The organism is Paenibacillus salivarius, assembly GCF_051307165.1.
In the GTDB taxonomy this organism is placed as follows: Bacteria; Bacillota; Bacilli; order Paenibacillales; family Paenibacillaceae; genus Fontibacillus.
This window is the reverse complement of sequence record NZ_CP195592.1, coordinates 52,669-69,302: the sequence shown is the minus strand read 5'-3', so window position 1 is coordinate 69,302 and position 16,634 is coordinate 52,669. Positions and strand designations below refer to the sequence as shown.

Below are 16,634 nucleotides of genomic sequence, written 5' to 3'. Positions count from 1 at the left end.
CTGCTATTTGGTTTGCGCGATCAGATCATCCAGATCTTCCGGAGCGAACGTGTAGACCTCGTTGCAGAAATCGCAGACGACCTCGGTTTCCTTGTTGTCGTTGCGCAGCTCGATCAATTCGTCTTTTCCGAGACTGATCAAGGTTCTCTCCACCCGGTCGCGCGAGCAATGGCAGGAAAAAACGATATCCATTTCCTCATGCACGTTCACATCCGGCACGATCCAACGGAGCATCTCTTCCGGCTCCAGCCCCTGATCCAGCAGGGAGGTGACCGACGGCAGCTGGCCGAGTGCGCGTTCAATCGCTTCGATTTCAGCATCGCTAAGTCCCGGAAGCAGCTGGATAATGAAGCCGCCGGCCACGATGACCGAATTGTCGGTATCCACAAGAACGCCAAGCCCTACGGCTGACGGAGTCTGCTCGGACACGGCAAAATAATAAGTGAAATCCTCTCCCAGTTCGCCCGAGATGATCGGCACGCTTCCCCGGTAAGGATCCTTCAAGCCCAAATCCTTCGTTACATGAATAAAGCCGGTCTTCCCGACCGCACCAGCTACATCAAGCTTGCCCAGGCTGTTGCTTGGAAGCTGTACATGCGGATTGGTCACCGTTCCGCGGACCTCGCCCTTCGCGTTGGCATCGGCAACGATTTGCCCGATCGGCCCGTCGCCTTTGACTTGGATCGAAAGACGTTCCTCGCCTTTCAGCATCGCGCCCATCATGGCAGCCGCCGTTACCGTGCGGCCAAGCGCGGCCGTCGTTGTCGGAAATGTGTCATGCCGTCGGCGAAGCTCCTCCACCAGGTTCGTCGTCCGCACCGCAAATGCCCGGACTTTGCCTCCCAGAGCGGTGCCGCGGACCAGACGGTCTTTTTCTGTCTTTGTCTCCACAGATGAAGCCTCCCAACATCCATTTTTATATGATTATTGATTTCGTTCGTAAATGATGCGTAAGCCTTCCAAAGTGAGCCAAGGATTCACTTCTTGAATCGTGCTTGTCTCGCTGGCGATCAATTCGGCCAAGCCGCCGGTGGCAATCACCTTCGGCTCCGCGTCCATCTCGCGCTTGATCCGGCCCACAATGCCGTCGACCTGCCCGGCATAGCCGAAAATAATGCCGGCCTGCATCGCGTTCACCGTATTGCGGCCGATCACCTTTTTCGGCTTCTCCAGTTCGATGCGGGGCAGTTTGGATGCCCTTTGATACAGCGCCTCCGTAGATATACCGATACCCGGCACGATGGCGCCGCCCAGATAGTTCCCTTTCTCGTCTACGCAATCAAACGTCGTTGCCGTTCCGAAATCGACCACAACGAGCGGGCCGCCATACTGCTCAATCGCCGCAACCGCGTTGACGATCCGGTCGGCACCGACCTCTCTGGGATTTTCATATCGCAGATTGAGCCCTGTCTTAATGCCCGGACCGACCACGAGGGGCTTGTGGTGCAAATACTTTTCGCACAGCTCCTCCAGCACATGCATTAATGGGGGAACGACGGAAGATATAATTACGCCTTCTATATCCCGTACGTCCATTTTGGCCATTTGAAACAGGTTATAAATTAAAACGCCGTATTCGTCCACCGTATATTGGCGATGGGTACCGATCCGGAAATGATGGCGCAGCTCCCGGCCGCTGTAAACGCCAAGCACGATATTAGTATTGCCGACATCTACCACAAGAAACATGGTGTTTACCCCTCTTTCTTGGCGCCCAGATCCAGACTGATATCCAGACTTTCAAAAGAATACGTCAGCCGGCCTACCGAAATGACGTCGACGCCGCTTTCCGCGATGCTTCGAATCGTTTGCAGCGAGACGTTGCCGGAGGCCTCCGTCTTGACATGAGGCGCTTTGGCCTTGATGCGCCGGGTCGCTTCCTTCATCATATCCGGGGCCATATTGTCCAGCATGATAATGTCCGCGCCCGCAGCCAAAGCCTCTTCAACCTGCTCCAAGCTCTCCGTCTCAACCTCAATGGTCATCGTATGCGGAATATTGGCGCGTGCCCGGCTCACGGCCTGCGCGATGCCGCCGGCTCCTTTGATATGGTTGTCCTTGATCATGACGGCGTCGTACAAACCGAACCGGTGATTGGCTCCGCCCCCGGTGCGGACCGCATACTTCTCCAGCATCCGGTGTCCGGGCGTCGTTTTGCGCGTGTCGACGAGACGGACCGGCAGTCCTTCGAGCGCATCGACAAAAGTCCGCGTCCGTGTGGCGATGCCGGAAAGCCGCTGCAGCAAATTGAGGGCCAGCCTTTCTCCCGTCAAAATGCTATGGGTGCTTCCTTCGACTTCGGCAAGCACCGTTCCTTTGGCGACCGTCTGACCGTCCTTCACAAGCGGAGTGAAGGTCAGCAGAGGGTCCACCACTTCAAACACGAGCTGGGCGACCGGCATGCCGGCAATCACGCCAGCGTCTTTGGCATGGATGATTCCTTTTGATTCGTGACCTGCAGGAATCGTAACGCCGGTCGTCACGTCGCCGGAGCCCACGTCCTCTTTAAGCCATAAACGGATCGATTCAACCAGGTCTTCATTATATCCATTTAACATCATCGCTCTAGTTCCTCCAACATTCCTTTTTCCCGATGTCTCAACAGGTGTTTGCGCCAATTCGCATCATCCCGTTCCGGAAAGTCTTCCCGGTAATGTCCGCCGCGGCTTTCCTCGCGAGCCAGCGCAGACTCGGCAAGGACAAGGGCGCATGTCAGCATATTGGCGAATTCCAGCTCCTCGCGGGTGTGAAGCGCCGCCCGGAAGATCGGCAGCTGCCGCCGTAATTCATCCAATCCCTTGAGCAGCCCGTCTTTGCTGCGTCGTAATCCGACCTGCCGGACCATCACCTTTTGCAGCTTCAGGCGCCGCTCGACGATCGGCTGCATCACCGGTTCTAACCGATGGTCTTGGCAGGCTACGCGATCTCCGGTTTTCGAAAGCGGCTCCAGCTGACGAATGCGCTCGATGATTCGGTGTCCGAACACGATCGCTTCCGACAACGAGTTGCTCGCCAGGCGATTTGCGCCATGCACGCCGGTGGATGAAACTTCCCCGCATGCGAACAAACGGCTTACATTGGTCTCGCCGTGATCGTCCGTGCGCACGCCTCCCATCATATAGTGTGCAGCCGGGGCCACCGGAATCCAATCCGTCGTCATATCGAGGCCATAACCGATGCATGTTTCGTAAATCGTCGGAAAACGGTGTTTGATCGTCTCCGGCGACTCATGCGTAATATCGAGATAAACGATGCTCGCTTTCGTCAGTTCCATTTCGCTCACAATCGCTCGCGCCACGATATCCCGGGGCGCCAGCTCCAAGAGCTCATGATATTTCTCCATGAACCGCTCGCCATGGATATTCCTCAGCACGGCCCCTTCACCGCGAACCGCCTCCGAAATCAGGAATCGAGGCGCGCCGGGATAACAGAGCGAGGTCGGATGGAACTGGATAAATTCCAAGTCACGGATGATCGCCCCTGCCCGGTAAGCCATCGCCACCCCGTCGCCCGTCGCCACTTCCGGATTCGTCGTGTAACGGTATAGCTGGCCTCCGCCCCCGCTGCACAGAATCGTCGCGCCTGCCCTCAGAAACATCCGCTCGCCGTCCGGCCGTTGAACCAATGCCCCCAGGCATTCTCCATCCTCGGTGATCAGGTCAATCGCAAAGTGATCGTCCCAAATGGTGATATTGGCATGGCCAGCCACCTGTTCCGACAGCGCGCGGACGATTTCGTATCCGGTGGCGTCACCGTTTGCGTGCAAAATCCGGCGATGGCTGTGCGCGCCTTCTTTGGTGAGCGCCAATTCCCCGTTCTCCAAATCGAAAGCGGTCCCCAACGAAATTAATTCCTTAACCCTGTTGGGTCCTTCATTGACGAGAATGTTCACCGCTTCGGTCTGACACAGACCCGCCCCCGCCATCAGTGTATCCTCCAGATGATAAGCCGGGGAGTCCTCCTCGGAAATCACCGCCGCGATTCCCCCCTGGGCATAGCGGGTGTTGCTTTCCATCAAGGATTTCTTCGTAATCATGATGACGCGGCGATCTTCGCTGGCCTTGATGGCCGTATAGAGGCCTGCGATCCCTGACCCGATGACGATGACGTCGGTATCGACGACCGGCAGTTGCTTTACATCGAAATCAACCAAAAATTGTGGTATCATTGCGGATTCACCTGTCTTGAACAGAGAGTAGCGCATGCTACTTTACTTGTAACATGCGCTCTAATGAAGCTCTGGCCTTGTCGGCGACGGCCGGGGGAACATAGATTTGCGGCTGCATCGTTTCCAGGCATTTGACGAGCTTTTTCAAGTTATTGACCTTCATATTCGGACATACGAGGAACTTGGTCGCAAAATGGAAGCTCTTATCCGGGCTATCCTTCCGCAGCTGATAACCGGTTCCGTCCTCGGTCCCTACGATGAACTCCTTGGCGGATGAATTTTTGCAATATTCCAAAATCGCGGTAGTACTTCCTACAAAGTCTCCCATGGCAACTACTTCGGGGCGGCATTCCGGGTGTACGACAAACTCGGCGTTCGGATACTTCGCCTTCATTTCGACGACATCCTTGACCGTGAGCATATCATGCGTGTTGCAATACCCTTCCCAAATAATCAGCTTCTTGTCCGTATGCTGCTGAACATAGTGGCCGAGGTTTTTGTCCGGTACCCAAATAATCTCATCGGCGTCCACCGAGTTGATTACTTTCACCGCATTCGAGGACGTACAGCAAATGTCCGTCTCCGCTTTAATTTCCGCGGAAGAGTTAATATATGTGACGACCTTGGCATTCGGATGCTGGGACTTCAGCTTCCGCAAGCCGTCCACGTTTACCATGTCGGCCATCGGGCAGCCCGCCCGTTCGTCCGGAATCAGGACCGTCTTGTTCGGAGCCAATATTTTTGCGCTTTCTCCCATAAAATGAACGCCGCAGAATACGATCGTTTCCGCATCGGTTGAAGCCGCTTTTTGAGCAAGCAAAAAAGAGTCGCCGCGAAAGTCGGCTACTTCTTGAATTTCGTCGCGCTGATAATAATGCGCCAATATAATGGCATTCCGTTCCTTCTTAAGCTGTAAGAGTCTCTCCTTCAGTTCGCGGTTCATTTCCGCCTTCCGCTCCAGTGCTAGAGCTTCCACCTGACATCCTCCCCTGTATGCGACGCGGGTCCTTACCGCGTATCTCTCTCTTTTCCGCATCTCATGATATTGTGCAAAAATACGCATACTTTTTCACATCGTATCCAATTTCACACGTTGTGTTTAACATTTAATTTACACATTGGAATTCGGACTGTCAATGAATCCCGCCAGGTTGATTAAAATTTAAAATTATTCCACAGGTCTACGGTGGCAATTTACAGATTGTTATTCATACACATTCCCGCTAAAGGCAGTAAATCAACACCTTATGGTCGGTTTTTCGTACATATTCCTCGCTAAAACTCAAAAATAGCACTTTATGGTCGGTTTTTCATACATATTCCCTGCAAAAGCCGGTAAAACAGCACTTTATGGTCGGTTATTCATACACATTCCATATAAAAACAGTGAAACGGTACTTTGAGGTCGACATTTCATACACAATCGACCTTCCACCGTCGGTCTCTCGTACATATTCCTCCCGTACAGGCATCCCATAAGATTGTCCATTATCGGTTCCGCTTTGTTGACCGTCGCTGATCACCGAGCGTACAAAAAAACCGGAGGACGCTTTCGTCCTCCGGTTTATCTTCACCTTATACGGTCGGCGTATTTCCGCCGTTTCCTTGCCCGTTGTTACCGTCACGATCATCGCGAACCGTACCCTCCGGCGCATCGACCGTCGGGTCATTCGAGACATCATTCGTGCTGCTGCCCGGAATGTCGTTCGGGATATCCCCGGAAGGACCTGTAGGTGCGGGATCTTCGGTTTTGCCTTGGATCCGGACACGTACATCACCGATGTTGTCCACGATCGGTTCGCCCGGTTCGGAAGAGCCGCTTCCGTTGCCCTCATCATTCCCTGCATCGCCCGCCTCAGGCAATCGACCATTCTCGATCAATTCCTTGATTTGCTCCAGCTCCAGCGTTTCCACTTCGAGCAAGGTTTCCGCAATGAGGCGAACTTGGTCGGCATGCTCGGTCAACAGCTTCTTACAACGGTCATACGACTCGTTGATGAAGCGCTGCATTTCCTGATCGATCTCGTAAGCGATTTGATCGCTGTAATTTTGCTCATGTCCGAAATCGCGGCCCAGGAACACTTGGCCCTGCGAAGTTCCGAACTGCATCGGTCCGAGCTTCTCGCTCATCCCGTATTCGACGATCATGCTGCGCACAATGCTTGTTGCCTGTTGGAAGTCGCTATAAGCGCCCGTGCCGATTTCGCCGATAAACAGCTCTTCCGCCACGCGTCCGCCCAAGAGTCCCGTGACCTTGTCAAGCAGCTCTTGCTTCGTGACCAGCATCCGGTCTTCCTTCGGCAGCATAATTACATATCCGCCCGCACGTCCGCGCGGAATGATCGTTACTTTATGAACCATATCGGCATGCTCCAGGAAGTATCCGACAATCGTATGTCCTGCTTCGTGGAATGCGACAATCCGTTTCTCGCGGTCGCTGATCACGCGGCTGCGTTTCTCCGTGCCGACGATAACGCGGTCGATCGCTTCATCCACCTCGCGCATGGATATATCCTTGCGGTTGCGGCGAGCAGCCAGCAAAGCCGCTTCGTTCAGCAAATTCTCCAAATCGGCGCCGGTAAAGCCGGTCGTCCGTTTGGCGATAACGTCGAGGCGTACGTCTTTAGTAAGCGGCTTGTTGCGCGCATGCACCTTCAATACCGCCTCGCGGCCCTTCACATCAGGACGGTCGACCGTAATTTGACGGTCAAAGCGTCCCGGACGCAGCAAGGCCGGGTCGAGAATATCGGCGCGGTTCGTCGCCGCGACGATGATGATGCCTTCATTGCCTCCGAAACCGTCCATCTCAACCAAGAGCTGGTTGAGCGTCTGCTCGCGTTCGTCATGTCCGCCGCCGAGTCCGGCGCCGCGTTGACGGCCCACAGCATCGATTTCGTCGATGAAAATGATACAAGGCGCGTTCTTCTTCGCATTCTCGAACAAATCCCGAACGCGGGAAGCACCGACACCGACGAACATTTCCACGAAGTCGGAACCGGAAATGCTAAAGAACGGCACGCCGGCTTCCCCGGCAACCGCCCGGGCAAGCAACGTTTTACCTGTCCCCGGAGGACCTACGAGCAGAACGCCTTTCGGAATCCGGGCGCCGACAGCGGCGAATTTCCGAGGATCCTTAAGGAATTCAACGACTTCCACAAGCTCCTGCTTTTCTTCGTCCGCTCCGGCCACGTCCTCGAACGTAACCTTCTTCTTCTCTTCATTATAGAGACGGGCCCGGCTCTTGCCGAAGTTCATCACTTTGCCGCCGCCGCCCTGCGCCTGATTGAACAGGAAGAAGAACAGAATGAACATGATGGCGAGCGGAACGATCGAAGTCAGGAAGGTCAGCCAGATGCTCTCTCCCTGCATTTTCTTCCAGTTCAGCTCGAAGCGGTTCGTTTCGCTAAGGTCCGTAATCTCCTTAAGGACATTTTGGTCGTAAGGGATATAGAGCGAGAAGTTCGTCGTTTTCGCTTCTCCGACCTTCTCTCTATACTTACCGGTCACATAGTATGCGTAACCGTCAAATTTGCCGGTCATTTCCTCAATGTTGTTACTCTTCAGTTGCTGACGAAACTCATCATACCTAGGGGTGACGGTTGCCTCATTTCCGCTATTGAGGAATTGGACGATGCCCACCACGACTAAGAAAAGTATCAAATAAAAACCAGAATTCCGGATGAACCGATTCATCCCCTACCTCCTCTCAAAACCTTAAGTTATTTTATCATAGCCGAACGCGCCTTTCAAAAAACACGGATTCGGCCCCGGCCTTAGCTGCGGCCGGCAGGATTAACTGGTGTAAATTTCGGGTTTCAGCACTCCGACAAAGGGGAGGTTCCGGTATTTCTCGGCATAGTCCAGCCCGTAGCCGACAACGAATGCGTCAGGGATGACGAATCCCGACCAATCCGCCTCCAGCTTCACGCTACGGCGAGCCGGTTTGTCAAACAGGGTCGCGATTTTAATCGAATTCACTTTCCGACGTTCCAGCACATCGATCAGGTAACTCAACGTGAGGCCGCTGTCGATAATATCTTCCACGATCAGGATGTCTCTTCCCTCGACGGAAGTGTCCAGATCCTTGATAATTTTCACTTCTCCCGAAGAACGGGTGGAGGCTCCGTAACTGGATACGGCCATAAAATCGAGCTCCAACGGAACGGTAATTTCCTTGACCAGATCGGCCATAAAAATAAAGGCGCCCTTCAGGATACAGATGACCAAAGGGTTCCGGCCTTCATACTCCTTGCTTAATTCGCGGCCGAGCTCCGCAACTTTGTCCTGAATTTGTTCCCGGGTGATCAAAATTTCCTGAATGTCGTTTTGCAAGATAAGAAAACCTCCTACGTTATACTATGAATGCCTTCATTTGATTAATCCCAAGGCCCCGTGTTTTGCTTTCCGGATTCCAAAGTCATCTGCAAGACTTTGGCCGTATGGCTTCCCACAGCCGCCACGGAGGAACGCCGAATTCCGGGAATCCATATAACCCGGCCTTTCGCGTCAGTTACGATCGGGATTCGGGAGCGAAGAGAGGGAGGTATTTTCTCATCGATGAAAATATCTTTCACCTTTTTGCTTCCATTTAGCCCCATAACTTTCATCCTGTCCCCCGGAAGCCGGGAACGCACAGTAAGCGGATAATCGAGCTCATCCGCATCGAACGCCGCTTGGCTCTCATCCTCAGGAAATAGCCCCGCAGGGCCGATTCCGGCTTCTTTACAGGCAAAGCGCAACGTTTGCCCCGTGTCCGCAATAGAAATCTCCGCCGGAAAACGTTCCACAACATATGTATAATGAGGAATCTGACTTTCCGTTCGAGCAGGCAAAAACCGGATCGTATCGTATTCACGCAAGCAGCGGATTCCCCCGCCAAGATCCAGGCTCCATGTGGTCGGAGAGGCTTGAATGGCGCCCTTCCGAATCGCTTCGATCTTGACAAAGTCGCTGTCATCCGTGCCTAAAGGCAGATAATTTAATATTAGTTTAATCAACCTCCGTTGTAAAGCGGCATGTAAGGAGGTGAAAGCCTGGATTCGGAAAGCGGCTCCGCCGTCCTGCCATGTGACCATATCGGCATAGATCCGCTCGGTTTGCAGCCGCATATAATCGTCCTCTTCGCCCGCGATATCGGCAAGACGATTCAGCGAATCCGTTAACTGCTCATTATATTGCCCCAAAAATGGAAGTACATCCAGCCTGATTGCATTACGCGCATATTTCGATTGAAGATTGGAGCTGTCAATCACATACGGGATGTCGGAACGGTCGCAGGCCTTGACCAGCTCGTTTTTGTATATACGAAGCAGGGGCCGGATAAGTTCCACATTTTTTTCCCGCCGTTTCAGCTTCATCCCCGCCAGTCCGGCTGGGCCGCTACCGCGCAGGACCCGCATCAATACCGTCTCCGCCTGGTCATCGGCGTGATGGGCCAGCGCGATGGACGCCGCATTATATTTCAAAGCCATCTTATGCAAATATTCATATCTCTTCTCCCGGGCGGCCAGTTGCCCGCCTTTCCCCGATTCCTTCATATAAGCAGGGATATCGAATACGCCAAGCTCAAACGGGATTTCGAGGCTGTTCGCCAAATCCCTCACAAAGTCCGCTTCCGCGTCGGATTCTTTCCCCCGGAACCCGTGATTGACATGCGCGCAAACCAGCTTTAAATCCATACCGGGCTCCATAGCGATCCGATGCAAAATATGCAGCAGCATCACCGAATCAGGGCCGCCCGAAACGGCGACAACGATCCGGTCTCCGGGAGACCATAGCCCAAACTCGTCCCCGGTCCGGCGCACATGCTCCACTAGTCGATACATGTCGGAATTCATTCCTGCCCCCTTCTTTCCTTTGAATTTCAAAAATCGATGCCATTAGAAACCAAGGGTCAGGTAAAGGGCGCAGCCGAGCAGCGTCAACGCCAAAGCGAATGCACCGACCATCCAGCGCGGCGTCTTCGATTTCGGCTTGCGCCGTCCCAGCGGTGCCATTACGAGTTCCTTCCATAACTGGCACGCTTCTTCCGTATCGCCGAATTTGCCCGTGACGGCTCTCTCCAGCCAAACCCGATAGGGACGCAACGCGGTTTCCGCGCGAATGATCGACAACAGGTCATTGCTGCTTCGCGTCTGGGGCAACTGCGTCGCGGCACGCTTCAACGGCTCTTCCGCCAATAAATGAATACATACGACAGCAAAAGAGAACCAGTCATAGGACGGTTCGGCGGTTCTGCCTCCCGCCCTCCAAAAGCCACGGTCATACCATTCCGTGAACTGTTTCACGCTCCGGCCTATGCCGCTGACTCCGCCATAATCGATCAACTCCACTTCCCCGTAACTCGATACCAGCATGTTCTCCGGCTTCAAATCCCCGAATACCCAGCCGGTCTCATGGAGCCGCTGCAATTGCCGCAATAAATGAAGGCCGGCGACCCCGAGCCACGGAACTCCCCTTTTGGCCAAAAAAGGCCGAAGCGGCTCGCCTTTCACATACCGCATGACGTAGAAAGGAATCTCCCTGCCCTGGAAGGAGTAATCGTCCACCTCCACCAGATAGGAAAGATCCCGTCCGTTATGCCCGCGTTTGTGGTCCTGCCGCTGCAAGGCCTTCAGTACATTGATTTCCGATTGTATATCCACGGTGTCGAAGCCCATTTTCAACGCGTACAGCTTGGCGCTGTCCATTCGTTTCACCAGATAAACGACCCCGTTCGCTCCCTGTCCGAGCATTCGCTGGATCGTGTAACGTCCGCCTCTCCAGCGGCCGGTCACGATCGTTCCATGCGCCAGGCCCGATTTAGACGACGTAGTCACCGAGCATCCCTTCTCCTCCGCCTGTTTCCTCCGGCCAATTGTTGGTCTCATGTCTTTTCAGTGTACCATACCGGAAGAATTCCAGCACCTTCAAGATCGCCGGACCCGTCGGCGTGGCCCCTCGCATGGCTAGCCTGCCGAATATCGAACGTATCGAGCCCAGATCGGTCGTCCAGTCCAGATCAAGAACCGCGTCTTCGCCGCCGTGAGCACCGGGAAAATGGAACACCGCCAGCCGGCTGTTTCCCTGCCGCGCCCCGAGGCTAAGCATCATGTCCCGGATCGCTTCTTCCACGGCTGCGAGCTTCGGCCGCATACTCGCGCTTGCATCGATAAGCAGCGCAATTTCCAGCGGAGTGGTTTCGCTCAGTTCGTCAATGACTTCAACGACCTGGGATCGCTTGTCTGGCGGAAGGTCCTCCACGCCGGTATCACCCAAAATTTGCCTCAACTCTTTATTAACCGCATGCTGAATCGTCTGAACCACGGTCTTCCGGGTCATCATCTGCATCGTTTGCGCCAATTTTTGCGTTCCCGACAGGCGGCTCATGCCCCCTCCGGCTTTGGCGATCTCCGCGATTTCCAAGCTGCCCAGTTCTCCGATCGTCCCGTAATCGACAATGCCGACGACATTGACAATAATCCCTTCCTGTTTGGCCAGCGCCGCGGCTATAGCCGGATTTTCCCCGACATTGGAACAACCGTCCGTAATCAGCATAATTTGCTTCATATGAATCCCCGCTTTCTTTCATTTAATCTGAAAGATTCTCTTTCTATCATTTCCTAAAAAGAGAGGGTTCAAACCTGGACTTTTAACAAGACCATATAAAAGTGGGACATCCCTCGTTATTAAATGGAAAAAGGAGGTCGACTCCGACGGGAGAAGGCCTCCTTTAAGTTGCAACAAATGCCGTCACAATATCGAACTAGATTTAGTCTGCTATTCTTCAAACCACAACTTTGATCTTATTAGAATATCATTCACTTCTTTGGCTTGTTCGATACTATTAGCAGGTGAGCTAATAATTAGCATGTCTGTTTTGTTACCTTTTTGATTGGTGAGCAATTCTGTAAATTGGGGATAAGCGATTTGAATTGAATAACTAAAGTTTTCTTCATTGAAAAAAATTTGACCTATGTTAGTTCTTTCCTTCCCTTTGTATGAAATTAATCCGGTGCCCGGGAAAAATAAAACATTCTCAAGTTTGATTTTATCGTCAAAGGTAATCGAACCTTTAAAAAGATGCTCCTTTTTATCGAAATAACCATCAATAATTACATCAATTGGCTCGCTAACAGTATTTGAATACATATATGCAGGGCTAGTAATAAGTATTTTTTCTGTTCGGTTGGTACAACTTGTTAAAATGACTACTACTAATAGAATCACAAGACTAAAATAGTCTTTCCTCATAATCAATCCTCACCGTATTGAAAAATTTGAGCAGAGTAATTAACTCTGCCCTAATGAATTATTAATATTTAAAGTTCGGACGTACTTTTACAATAGATCCACCTTGATAGTTGTAATATAACGGGGATGTAGTGCTCTTACCTAATGAAATAAGTTTTTCGTTATCATAGAAAAAGTTACCTGCCTGTCCTTGGATTAATCCAATGTCTTTATTAGTTGGTGTGTAACGTACCTTTCCTTTGTAATACACTGTATTAATTTGGAGTGAAGTATTTCTCTTCACGGATGTAACCATAGGTTCCCAACCAGAGCTAATCCCATTGTCCTTATAAACCTCTACAGTTTTTTGAAGATATAAATGATCATGAAGTAACGTCGTAACTGTACCAGTATAATTGATATACTCTTCTTCGGGGATTAGAATATCAAGAGCAGACATAAATAGCCCCACATAACTATGCGTTTGCCCAACTGCGAATTCAATTATTTTATTTGCCATGGTAGATAAGCCGCCACTAGGTTTTGCGTATTCTGTAGTCCCACCAAAATACTGTGATTCAACTAATCTTGCGTCACCAGGTCGAGGGGTAGCGGCGGCTATACGTAAAGAGTTATCTTTATTTAGGTAAGTAACCGTTTGGTGAACTACATAATCATCCAACAAATCTAAACTCTATATTCCAAGTATATCCATTTTTTCATATGAGTGCAAATAGTTCCTTGTGCCTAATTAGTGAAGCTTGTTGTTATTGGAATCCCCTCGCATTACTTTGTCTCGACTCAAATCTCACCAATCAACACAACTTAAAGTCCCTATCTCCCAAAGTCCTTCTTTTTAGCTTACCGTCCTTGGCCGCTCCAATCGGGAGATTCCCGGAATATGGAGCGTGGACCACCGGGGCATAAAATGGTCGACCTTGGCGACGGCCACCGTCATGTCATCATGGATCACGTTATTTTGATATCGAATGACCGCTTCCAGCAAACTATCGGCAATCGCCTGTGGGTGATCGGAGTCGATTTCCTGGATCAGCCGTTTGATCCACAGCTCTTTGTTCACGGCATATCCCGGAGCATCATACACGCCGTCCGTCATCATGATCAGCGTATCGCCCGGGTACAACTGTACCGTGACCAGGTCGATTTCAATATCCTGTATGATCCCGATCGGCAAATTGCTGGCCATCACCGGAATGACCTCGTGCCCCCGTTTGATAAAGCTCGGGGAAGAGCCGATCTTCAAAAAGGTGGTCCGGGCCGAGTACTCATCGATGAGCGCCATATCCACCGTGGCATAAATTTCATCCGGCGAGCGCAGCATCAGCACCGAGTTGACCGACTTGATCGCCAACGTCTCGTCCATGCCCGATTGCAGCAGCTGCTGCAAAATATTCAGCGCCGTGCTGCTTTCCAGCCGGGCACGCTCCCCGTTGCCCATCCCGTCGCTAAGCGCCACCGCATACGTTCCGTTGCCGAGCTCGATCGCGCTGAAGCTGTCCCCGGAAAGCAAATCGCCTCCTTTGGCCGTCCCGGCCACGCCGGTGGTGATCTCAAAGGTTTTCGCCGAACCGAATGTTACGGTAGCCAGTCCGTCGCGTCTTCCGGACATCGTTTCTCCGACCACCGCGATCTGCTCGCCCAGAATGTCCGACAGCAGCGGTGCGATGATTTTTCGGCATTCGTCGAATCCGCGGGTATAGGCATGGACGATTTCGATTTCAACATTGCCGTGATCCAGATTGACGATGTCGATGCTGTGGATCGACAACCCCATTTTCTCCAGCGCCTCGCGAATCTGCTCTTCCTGCTTGTACAGCGTTTGTCCTTCGCGCTGAATTTCCTTGGCCAAATCCTCCATCACCTGCGACACGCCCGACAGTTGTTCGGCGACCAGCAAACGGCTGTCGTATATTTGCCGTTTCCAGTGCATATCATGTTGGTAAAGGCTGTATTCCCGTTTCATGACATCCAGGACCTGCTCGGTCTTGGTGCAGATTTTGTTCCACTTGGCGGGCAGCTCTTCTTTGGACAAATCGGGATTCTCTTCGACGGCCGTCATCATTTCGGTCATAAATTTATAGGTTTGATAAAACTTCCCGTCCCAGCACATGTTTTTGCGGTAGCAGGTAGCGCAAGCTCCTTCGGTGACCGCATTCATGAAATGGTCCACTTCTTCGCTCCGCTTCGCGACTTCACCCGAGCTCGCGATTTGCCCGAAGCTCCGGGAAAGCTGCTTGAATACCTGCGAAAATTGCGAAACCCGACCGGCGGTAATCTCTCTCATCCGCTTGGCATACTCTTGCTGGGTTTTCGTATGGTCCTGGGTTCCGGGGACATATTTGGCGATGGCGCTAACCACGCCTTTGGGCGTCAACAGGAAGAAGAACACGGCCACACAGCTTTCCCATGTGGAGGACATCACTTCCGCAGGACCGGCCAAATAGATGGACAAGATGGATGAGCCGAGCAGCATGCCGAACCCGACAGCCCACTTTCGGCCTTCACGGAGCATCCCGGCCAGCATCCCGGAAAATGCGAGCAAACTCATTTGATAGAGCGCGGTCGTATCCGCAAGACTTAAGATGAGACCGGTAACGACTCCAACGGAGGCGCCCAATGTGGCTCCGCCGACCAAGGCGAACAGAAGGATCAAATATCGGGTAAGGATATGTTCAATCGACAGTCCGGAAATCTCCCAGCCGACCGAGCCGGTCATAACGGATGCCAGCAAAATGACGAGGCAGACGATTTCCTCCATCCGCAGCTGGTAGTTTCTTTTGCGATAAGTAAATATGGGAACCGCCTGAATAAATACAAGGGTTAAAATGAAACTAAGCACCGCATCCAGCACAAGTACGACAAAGGCATACCACGAGAGGGAGGGGCCGATCACCGCCTCGAAGAGGAGCGCCAGAAACGTACTCGTAAAAACGATCATCGGCGCATAGGATACATCCGCACGCTCGAACGATTCCATCCCGCGATGGATGAGGTAATAGATGAGCAGTTCCGCCGCGATCAGCAGCCCGTGCTGACCGGAAACCATCAATGCGCCCGCAATCATGACACCTCCTGCCGTCACGGCAAAATCCCGCCGCATAAACATCATCACCGCAAAAAAAGCCGCCGCGAACGGGGACAGCTCGTCCAGTATCGTCGCTTTGCCGAGCAAAAAGCTCATGATCAGAAAGAGGCCGTTCCACTTGTTGGCCGCAAACGCTTTCCCGAAAGCATCGACGATCGCAAGCCGTTTCCACCCGTCCCAGCGAATCCCCCTTACCTGCTCCTTTGCTTTCTTCATCCCTGGAAATGGGATCACATTCCACTTCTCCATTGCCTGGCACCGCCTTTTCCATTTTTGTAAGGTATGTCCCATTATAGGAGGCGGCAAACGGAAAGTTTGTCATATACAGGGGTCTGGACCAAAGAAATTTCCGACAAATTAAGAGGGGTTTACGAATACGCACGAACCCAGACGTCCCATAAGGCTCCTTTTCATCATGCGCTCCTATGTTCGCATAAAACGTCCCCCTCCCATCAAACATTTTCTGTCAATTCGGCCGGGGATTGGCGAAGATTCCGTAGGAACATGTCGGCTGCGGAGGGGATACGACAAAAAAAGTTTTTTAGGCGGGAATGCTGCGCTAAACAACAAAAAACCGCAGGCAACGATTGCCTGCGGTTGGTATCATTATCATTAAATTACATTCGTTTGGCTCCGCGTCCGCCGCGTTTGCCCTCCGTGTTCTTCTTCAGCGAAGAAATTCGCTCTTCACTGTCTTTAAGGAAGCGGGAAACTTTATCCTCAAAAGAAGCCTTGCCCGTCTGCGGCTTGAAAGGACGTCCTCCCCGATCCCGATTAAATCCTCCGGATGGCCGGTCACCGTCTCTGCCGCCTGGACGATCACTGCGCGGTGCGCGCGGCGGTCTGGATTCTACCGGTTTATCAACGGCCTGCTTGATGGAAAGTCCGATCTTGCCGTCCTTGTCGACATTGATGACCTTAACGGTAACCACGTCGCCGATCTTCAGATGATCATTGACATCTTTCACATAATTGTCTGCGATCTCCGAGATGTGAACGAGACCCGTGACACCTCCTGACAGATCCACAAATGCTCCGAAATGCGTGATGCCTGTCACTTTTCCTTCTAACTTGGTGCCCACTTCGATTGACATAAAATAAAATGATCCTCCCTTAAAAATATACAGCCAGGCCTCGAAATCATGACTG

14 protein-coding genes are annotated in these 16,634 nt (G+C 52.3%); all 14 read right to left on the bottom strand.

What is annotated here, in order from left to right; translation table 11 throughout:
- Window positions 1-3: 3 nt before the first annotated feature.
- The 14 genes from hslO to ACSFXJ_RS00260 all read right to left on the bottom strand — a co-directional run bounded on the left by hslO (window position 4) and on the right by ACSFXJ_RS00260 (window position 16,579).
- A complete protein-coding gene (hslO, locus tag ACSFXJ_RS00325) occupies window positions 4-891 on the bottom strand; it encodes an Hsp33 family molecular chaperone HslO (protein ID WP_435923276.1) in 888 nt (295 codons plus the stop codon).
- A 33-nt stretch (window positions 892-924) separates the two neighbouring features.
- Window positions 925-1,689, bottom strand: coding sequence for a type III pantothenate kinase (locus ACSFXJ_RS00320; RefSeq protein ID WP_435923275.1), 765 nt, complete (start codon window positions 1,687-1,689; stop codon window positions 925-927).
- 5 nt (window positions 1,690-1,694) lie between these two features.
- Window positions 1,695-2,561 (bottom strand): carboxylating nicotinate-nucleotide diphosphorylase, encoded by an 867-nt coding sequence (gene nadC, locus ACSFXJ_RS00315; protein ID WP_435923274.1) that lies wholly within the window; start codon window positions 2,559-2,561, stop codon window positions 1,695-1,697.
- Window positions 2,558-4,168, bottom strand: a complete 1,611-nt coding sequence (gene nadB, locus ACSFXJ_RS00310; protein ID WP_435923273.1) for an L-aspartate oxidase — start codon at window positions 4,166-4,168, stop codon at window positions 2,558-2,560. The genes nadC and nadB overlap by 4 nt, the downstream gene beginning before the upstream one ends.
- A gap of 37 nt (window positions 4,169-4,205) precedes the next feature.
- Window positions 4,206-5,144 (bottom strand): quinolinate synthase NadA, encoded by a 939-nt coding sequence (gene nadA, locus ACSFXJ_RS00305; protein ID WP_435923272.1) that lies wholly within the window; start codon window positions 5,142-5,144, stop codon window positions 4,206-4,208.
- 599 nt (window positions 5,145-5,743) lie between these two features.
- Entirely contained in the window at window positions 5,744-7,861 is a 2,118-nt protein-coding gene (gene ftsH, locus ACSFXJ_RS00300) for an ATP-dependent zinc metalloprotease FtsH (protein ID WP_435923271.1), read from the bottom strand.
- Window positions 7,862-7,960: 99 nt separating this feature from the next.
- Window positions 7,961-8,500 (bottom strand): hypoxanthine phosphoribosyltransferase, encoded by a 540-nt coding sequence (hpt, locus tag ACSFXJ_RS00295; RefSeq protein WP_435923270.1) that lies wholly within the window; start codon window positions 8,498-8,500, stop codon window positions 7,961-7,963.
- Window positions 8,501-8,544: 44 nt separating this feature from the next.
- Window positions 8,545-10,005 (bottom strand): tRNA lysidine(34) synthetase TilS, encoded by a 1,461-nt coding sequence (tilS, locus tag ACSFXJ_RS00290; protein WP_435923269.1) that lies wholly within the window; start codon window positions 10,003-10,005, stop codon window positions 8,545-8,547.
- A 42-nt stretch (window positions 10,006-10,047) separates the two neighbouring features.
- A complete protein-coding gene (locus ACSFXJ_RS00285; protein ID WP_435923268.1) occupies window positions 10,048-10,986 on the bottom strand; it encodes a protein kinase domain-containing protein in 939 nt (312 codons plus the stop codon).
- Window positions 10,970-11,716, bottom strand: coding sequence for a VWA domain-containing protein (locus tag ACSFXJ_RS00280; RefSeq protein ID WP_435923267.1), 747 nt, complete (start codon window positions 11,714-11,716; stop codon window positions 10,970-10,972). The genes ACSFXJ_RS00285 and ACSFXJ_RS00280 overlap by 17 nt, the downstream gene beginning before the upstream one ends.
- A 210-nt stretch (window positions 11,717-11,926) precedes the next feature.
- On the bottom strand, window positions 11,927-12,400 hold the full coding sequence (locus ACSFXJ_RS00275) for a hypothetical protein (protein ID WP_435923266.1): 474 nt from the start codon (window positions 12,398-12,400) through the stop codon (window positions 11,927-11,929).
- A 61-nt stretch (window positions 12,401-12,461) separates the two neighbouring features.
- Window positions 12,462-13,061, bottom strand: a complete 600-nt coding sequence (locus ACSFXJ_RS00270; RefSeq protein WP_435923265.1) for a hypothetical protein — start codon at window positions 13,059-13,061, stop codon at window positions 12,462-12,464.
- Window positions 13,062-13,235: 174 nt separating this feature from the next.
- Window positions 13,236-15,734, bottom strand: a complete 2,499-nt coding sequence (gene spoIIE, locus ACSFXJ_RS00265; protein WP_435923264.1) for a stage II sporulation protein E — start codon at window positions 15,732-15,734, stop codon at window positions 13,236-13,238.
- Window positions 15,735-16,102: 368 nt separating this feature from the next.
- A complete protein-coding gene (locus ACSFXJ_RS00260) occupies window positions 16,103-16,579 on the bottom strand; it encodes a S1 domain-containing RNA-binding protein (protein WP_435923263.1) in 477 nt (158 codons plus the stop codon).
- Window positions 16,580-16,634: the final 55 nt, after the last annotated feature.

Excerpts from the sequence above, each read along its gene's own strand:
- ACSFXJ_RS00320 (WP_435923275.1), bottom strand. The coding sequence starts at position 1,689 with ATGTTTCTTGTGGTAGATGTCGGCAATACTAATATCGTGCTTGGCGTT.
- nadC (WP_435923274.1), bottom strand. The coding sequence starts at position 2,561 with ATGATGTTAAATGGATATAATGAAGACCTGGTTGAATCGATCCGTTTA.
- nadB (WP_435923273.1), bottom strand. The coding sequence starts at position 4,168 with ATGATACCACAATTTTTGGTTGATTTCGATGTAAAGCAACTGCCGGTC.
- ftsH (WP_435923271.1), bottom strand. The coding sequence starts at position 7,861 with ATGAATCGGTTCATCCGGAATTCTGGTTTTTATTTGATACTTTTCTTA.
- tilS (WP_435923269.1), bottom strand. The coding sequence starts at position 10,005 with ATGAATTCCGACATGTATCGACTAGTGGAGCATGTGCGCCGGACCGGG.
- ACSFXJ_RS00280 (WP_435923267.1), bottom strand. The coding sequence starts at position 11,716 with ATGAAGCAAATTATGCTGATTACGGACGGTTGTTCCAATGTCGGGGAA.
- ACSFXJ_RS00275 (WP_435923266.1), bottom strand. The coding sequence starts at position 12,400 with ATGAGGAAAGACTATTTTAGTCTTGTGATTCTATTAGTAGTAGTCATT.
- spoIIE (WP_435923264.1), bottom strand. The coding sequence starts at position 15,734 with ATGGAGAAGTGGAATGTGATCCCATTTCCAGGGATGAAGAAAGCAAAG.
- ACSFXJ_RS00260 (WP_435923263.1), bottom strand. The coding sequence starts at position 16,579 with ATGTCAATCGAAGTGGGCACCAAGTTAGAAGGAAAAGTGACAGGCATC.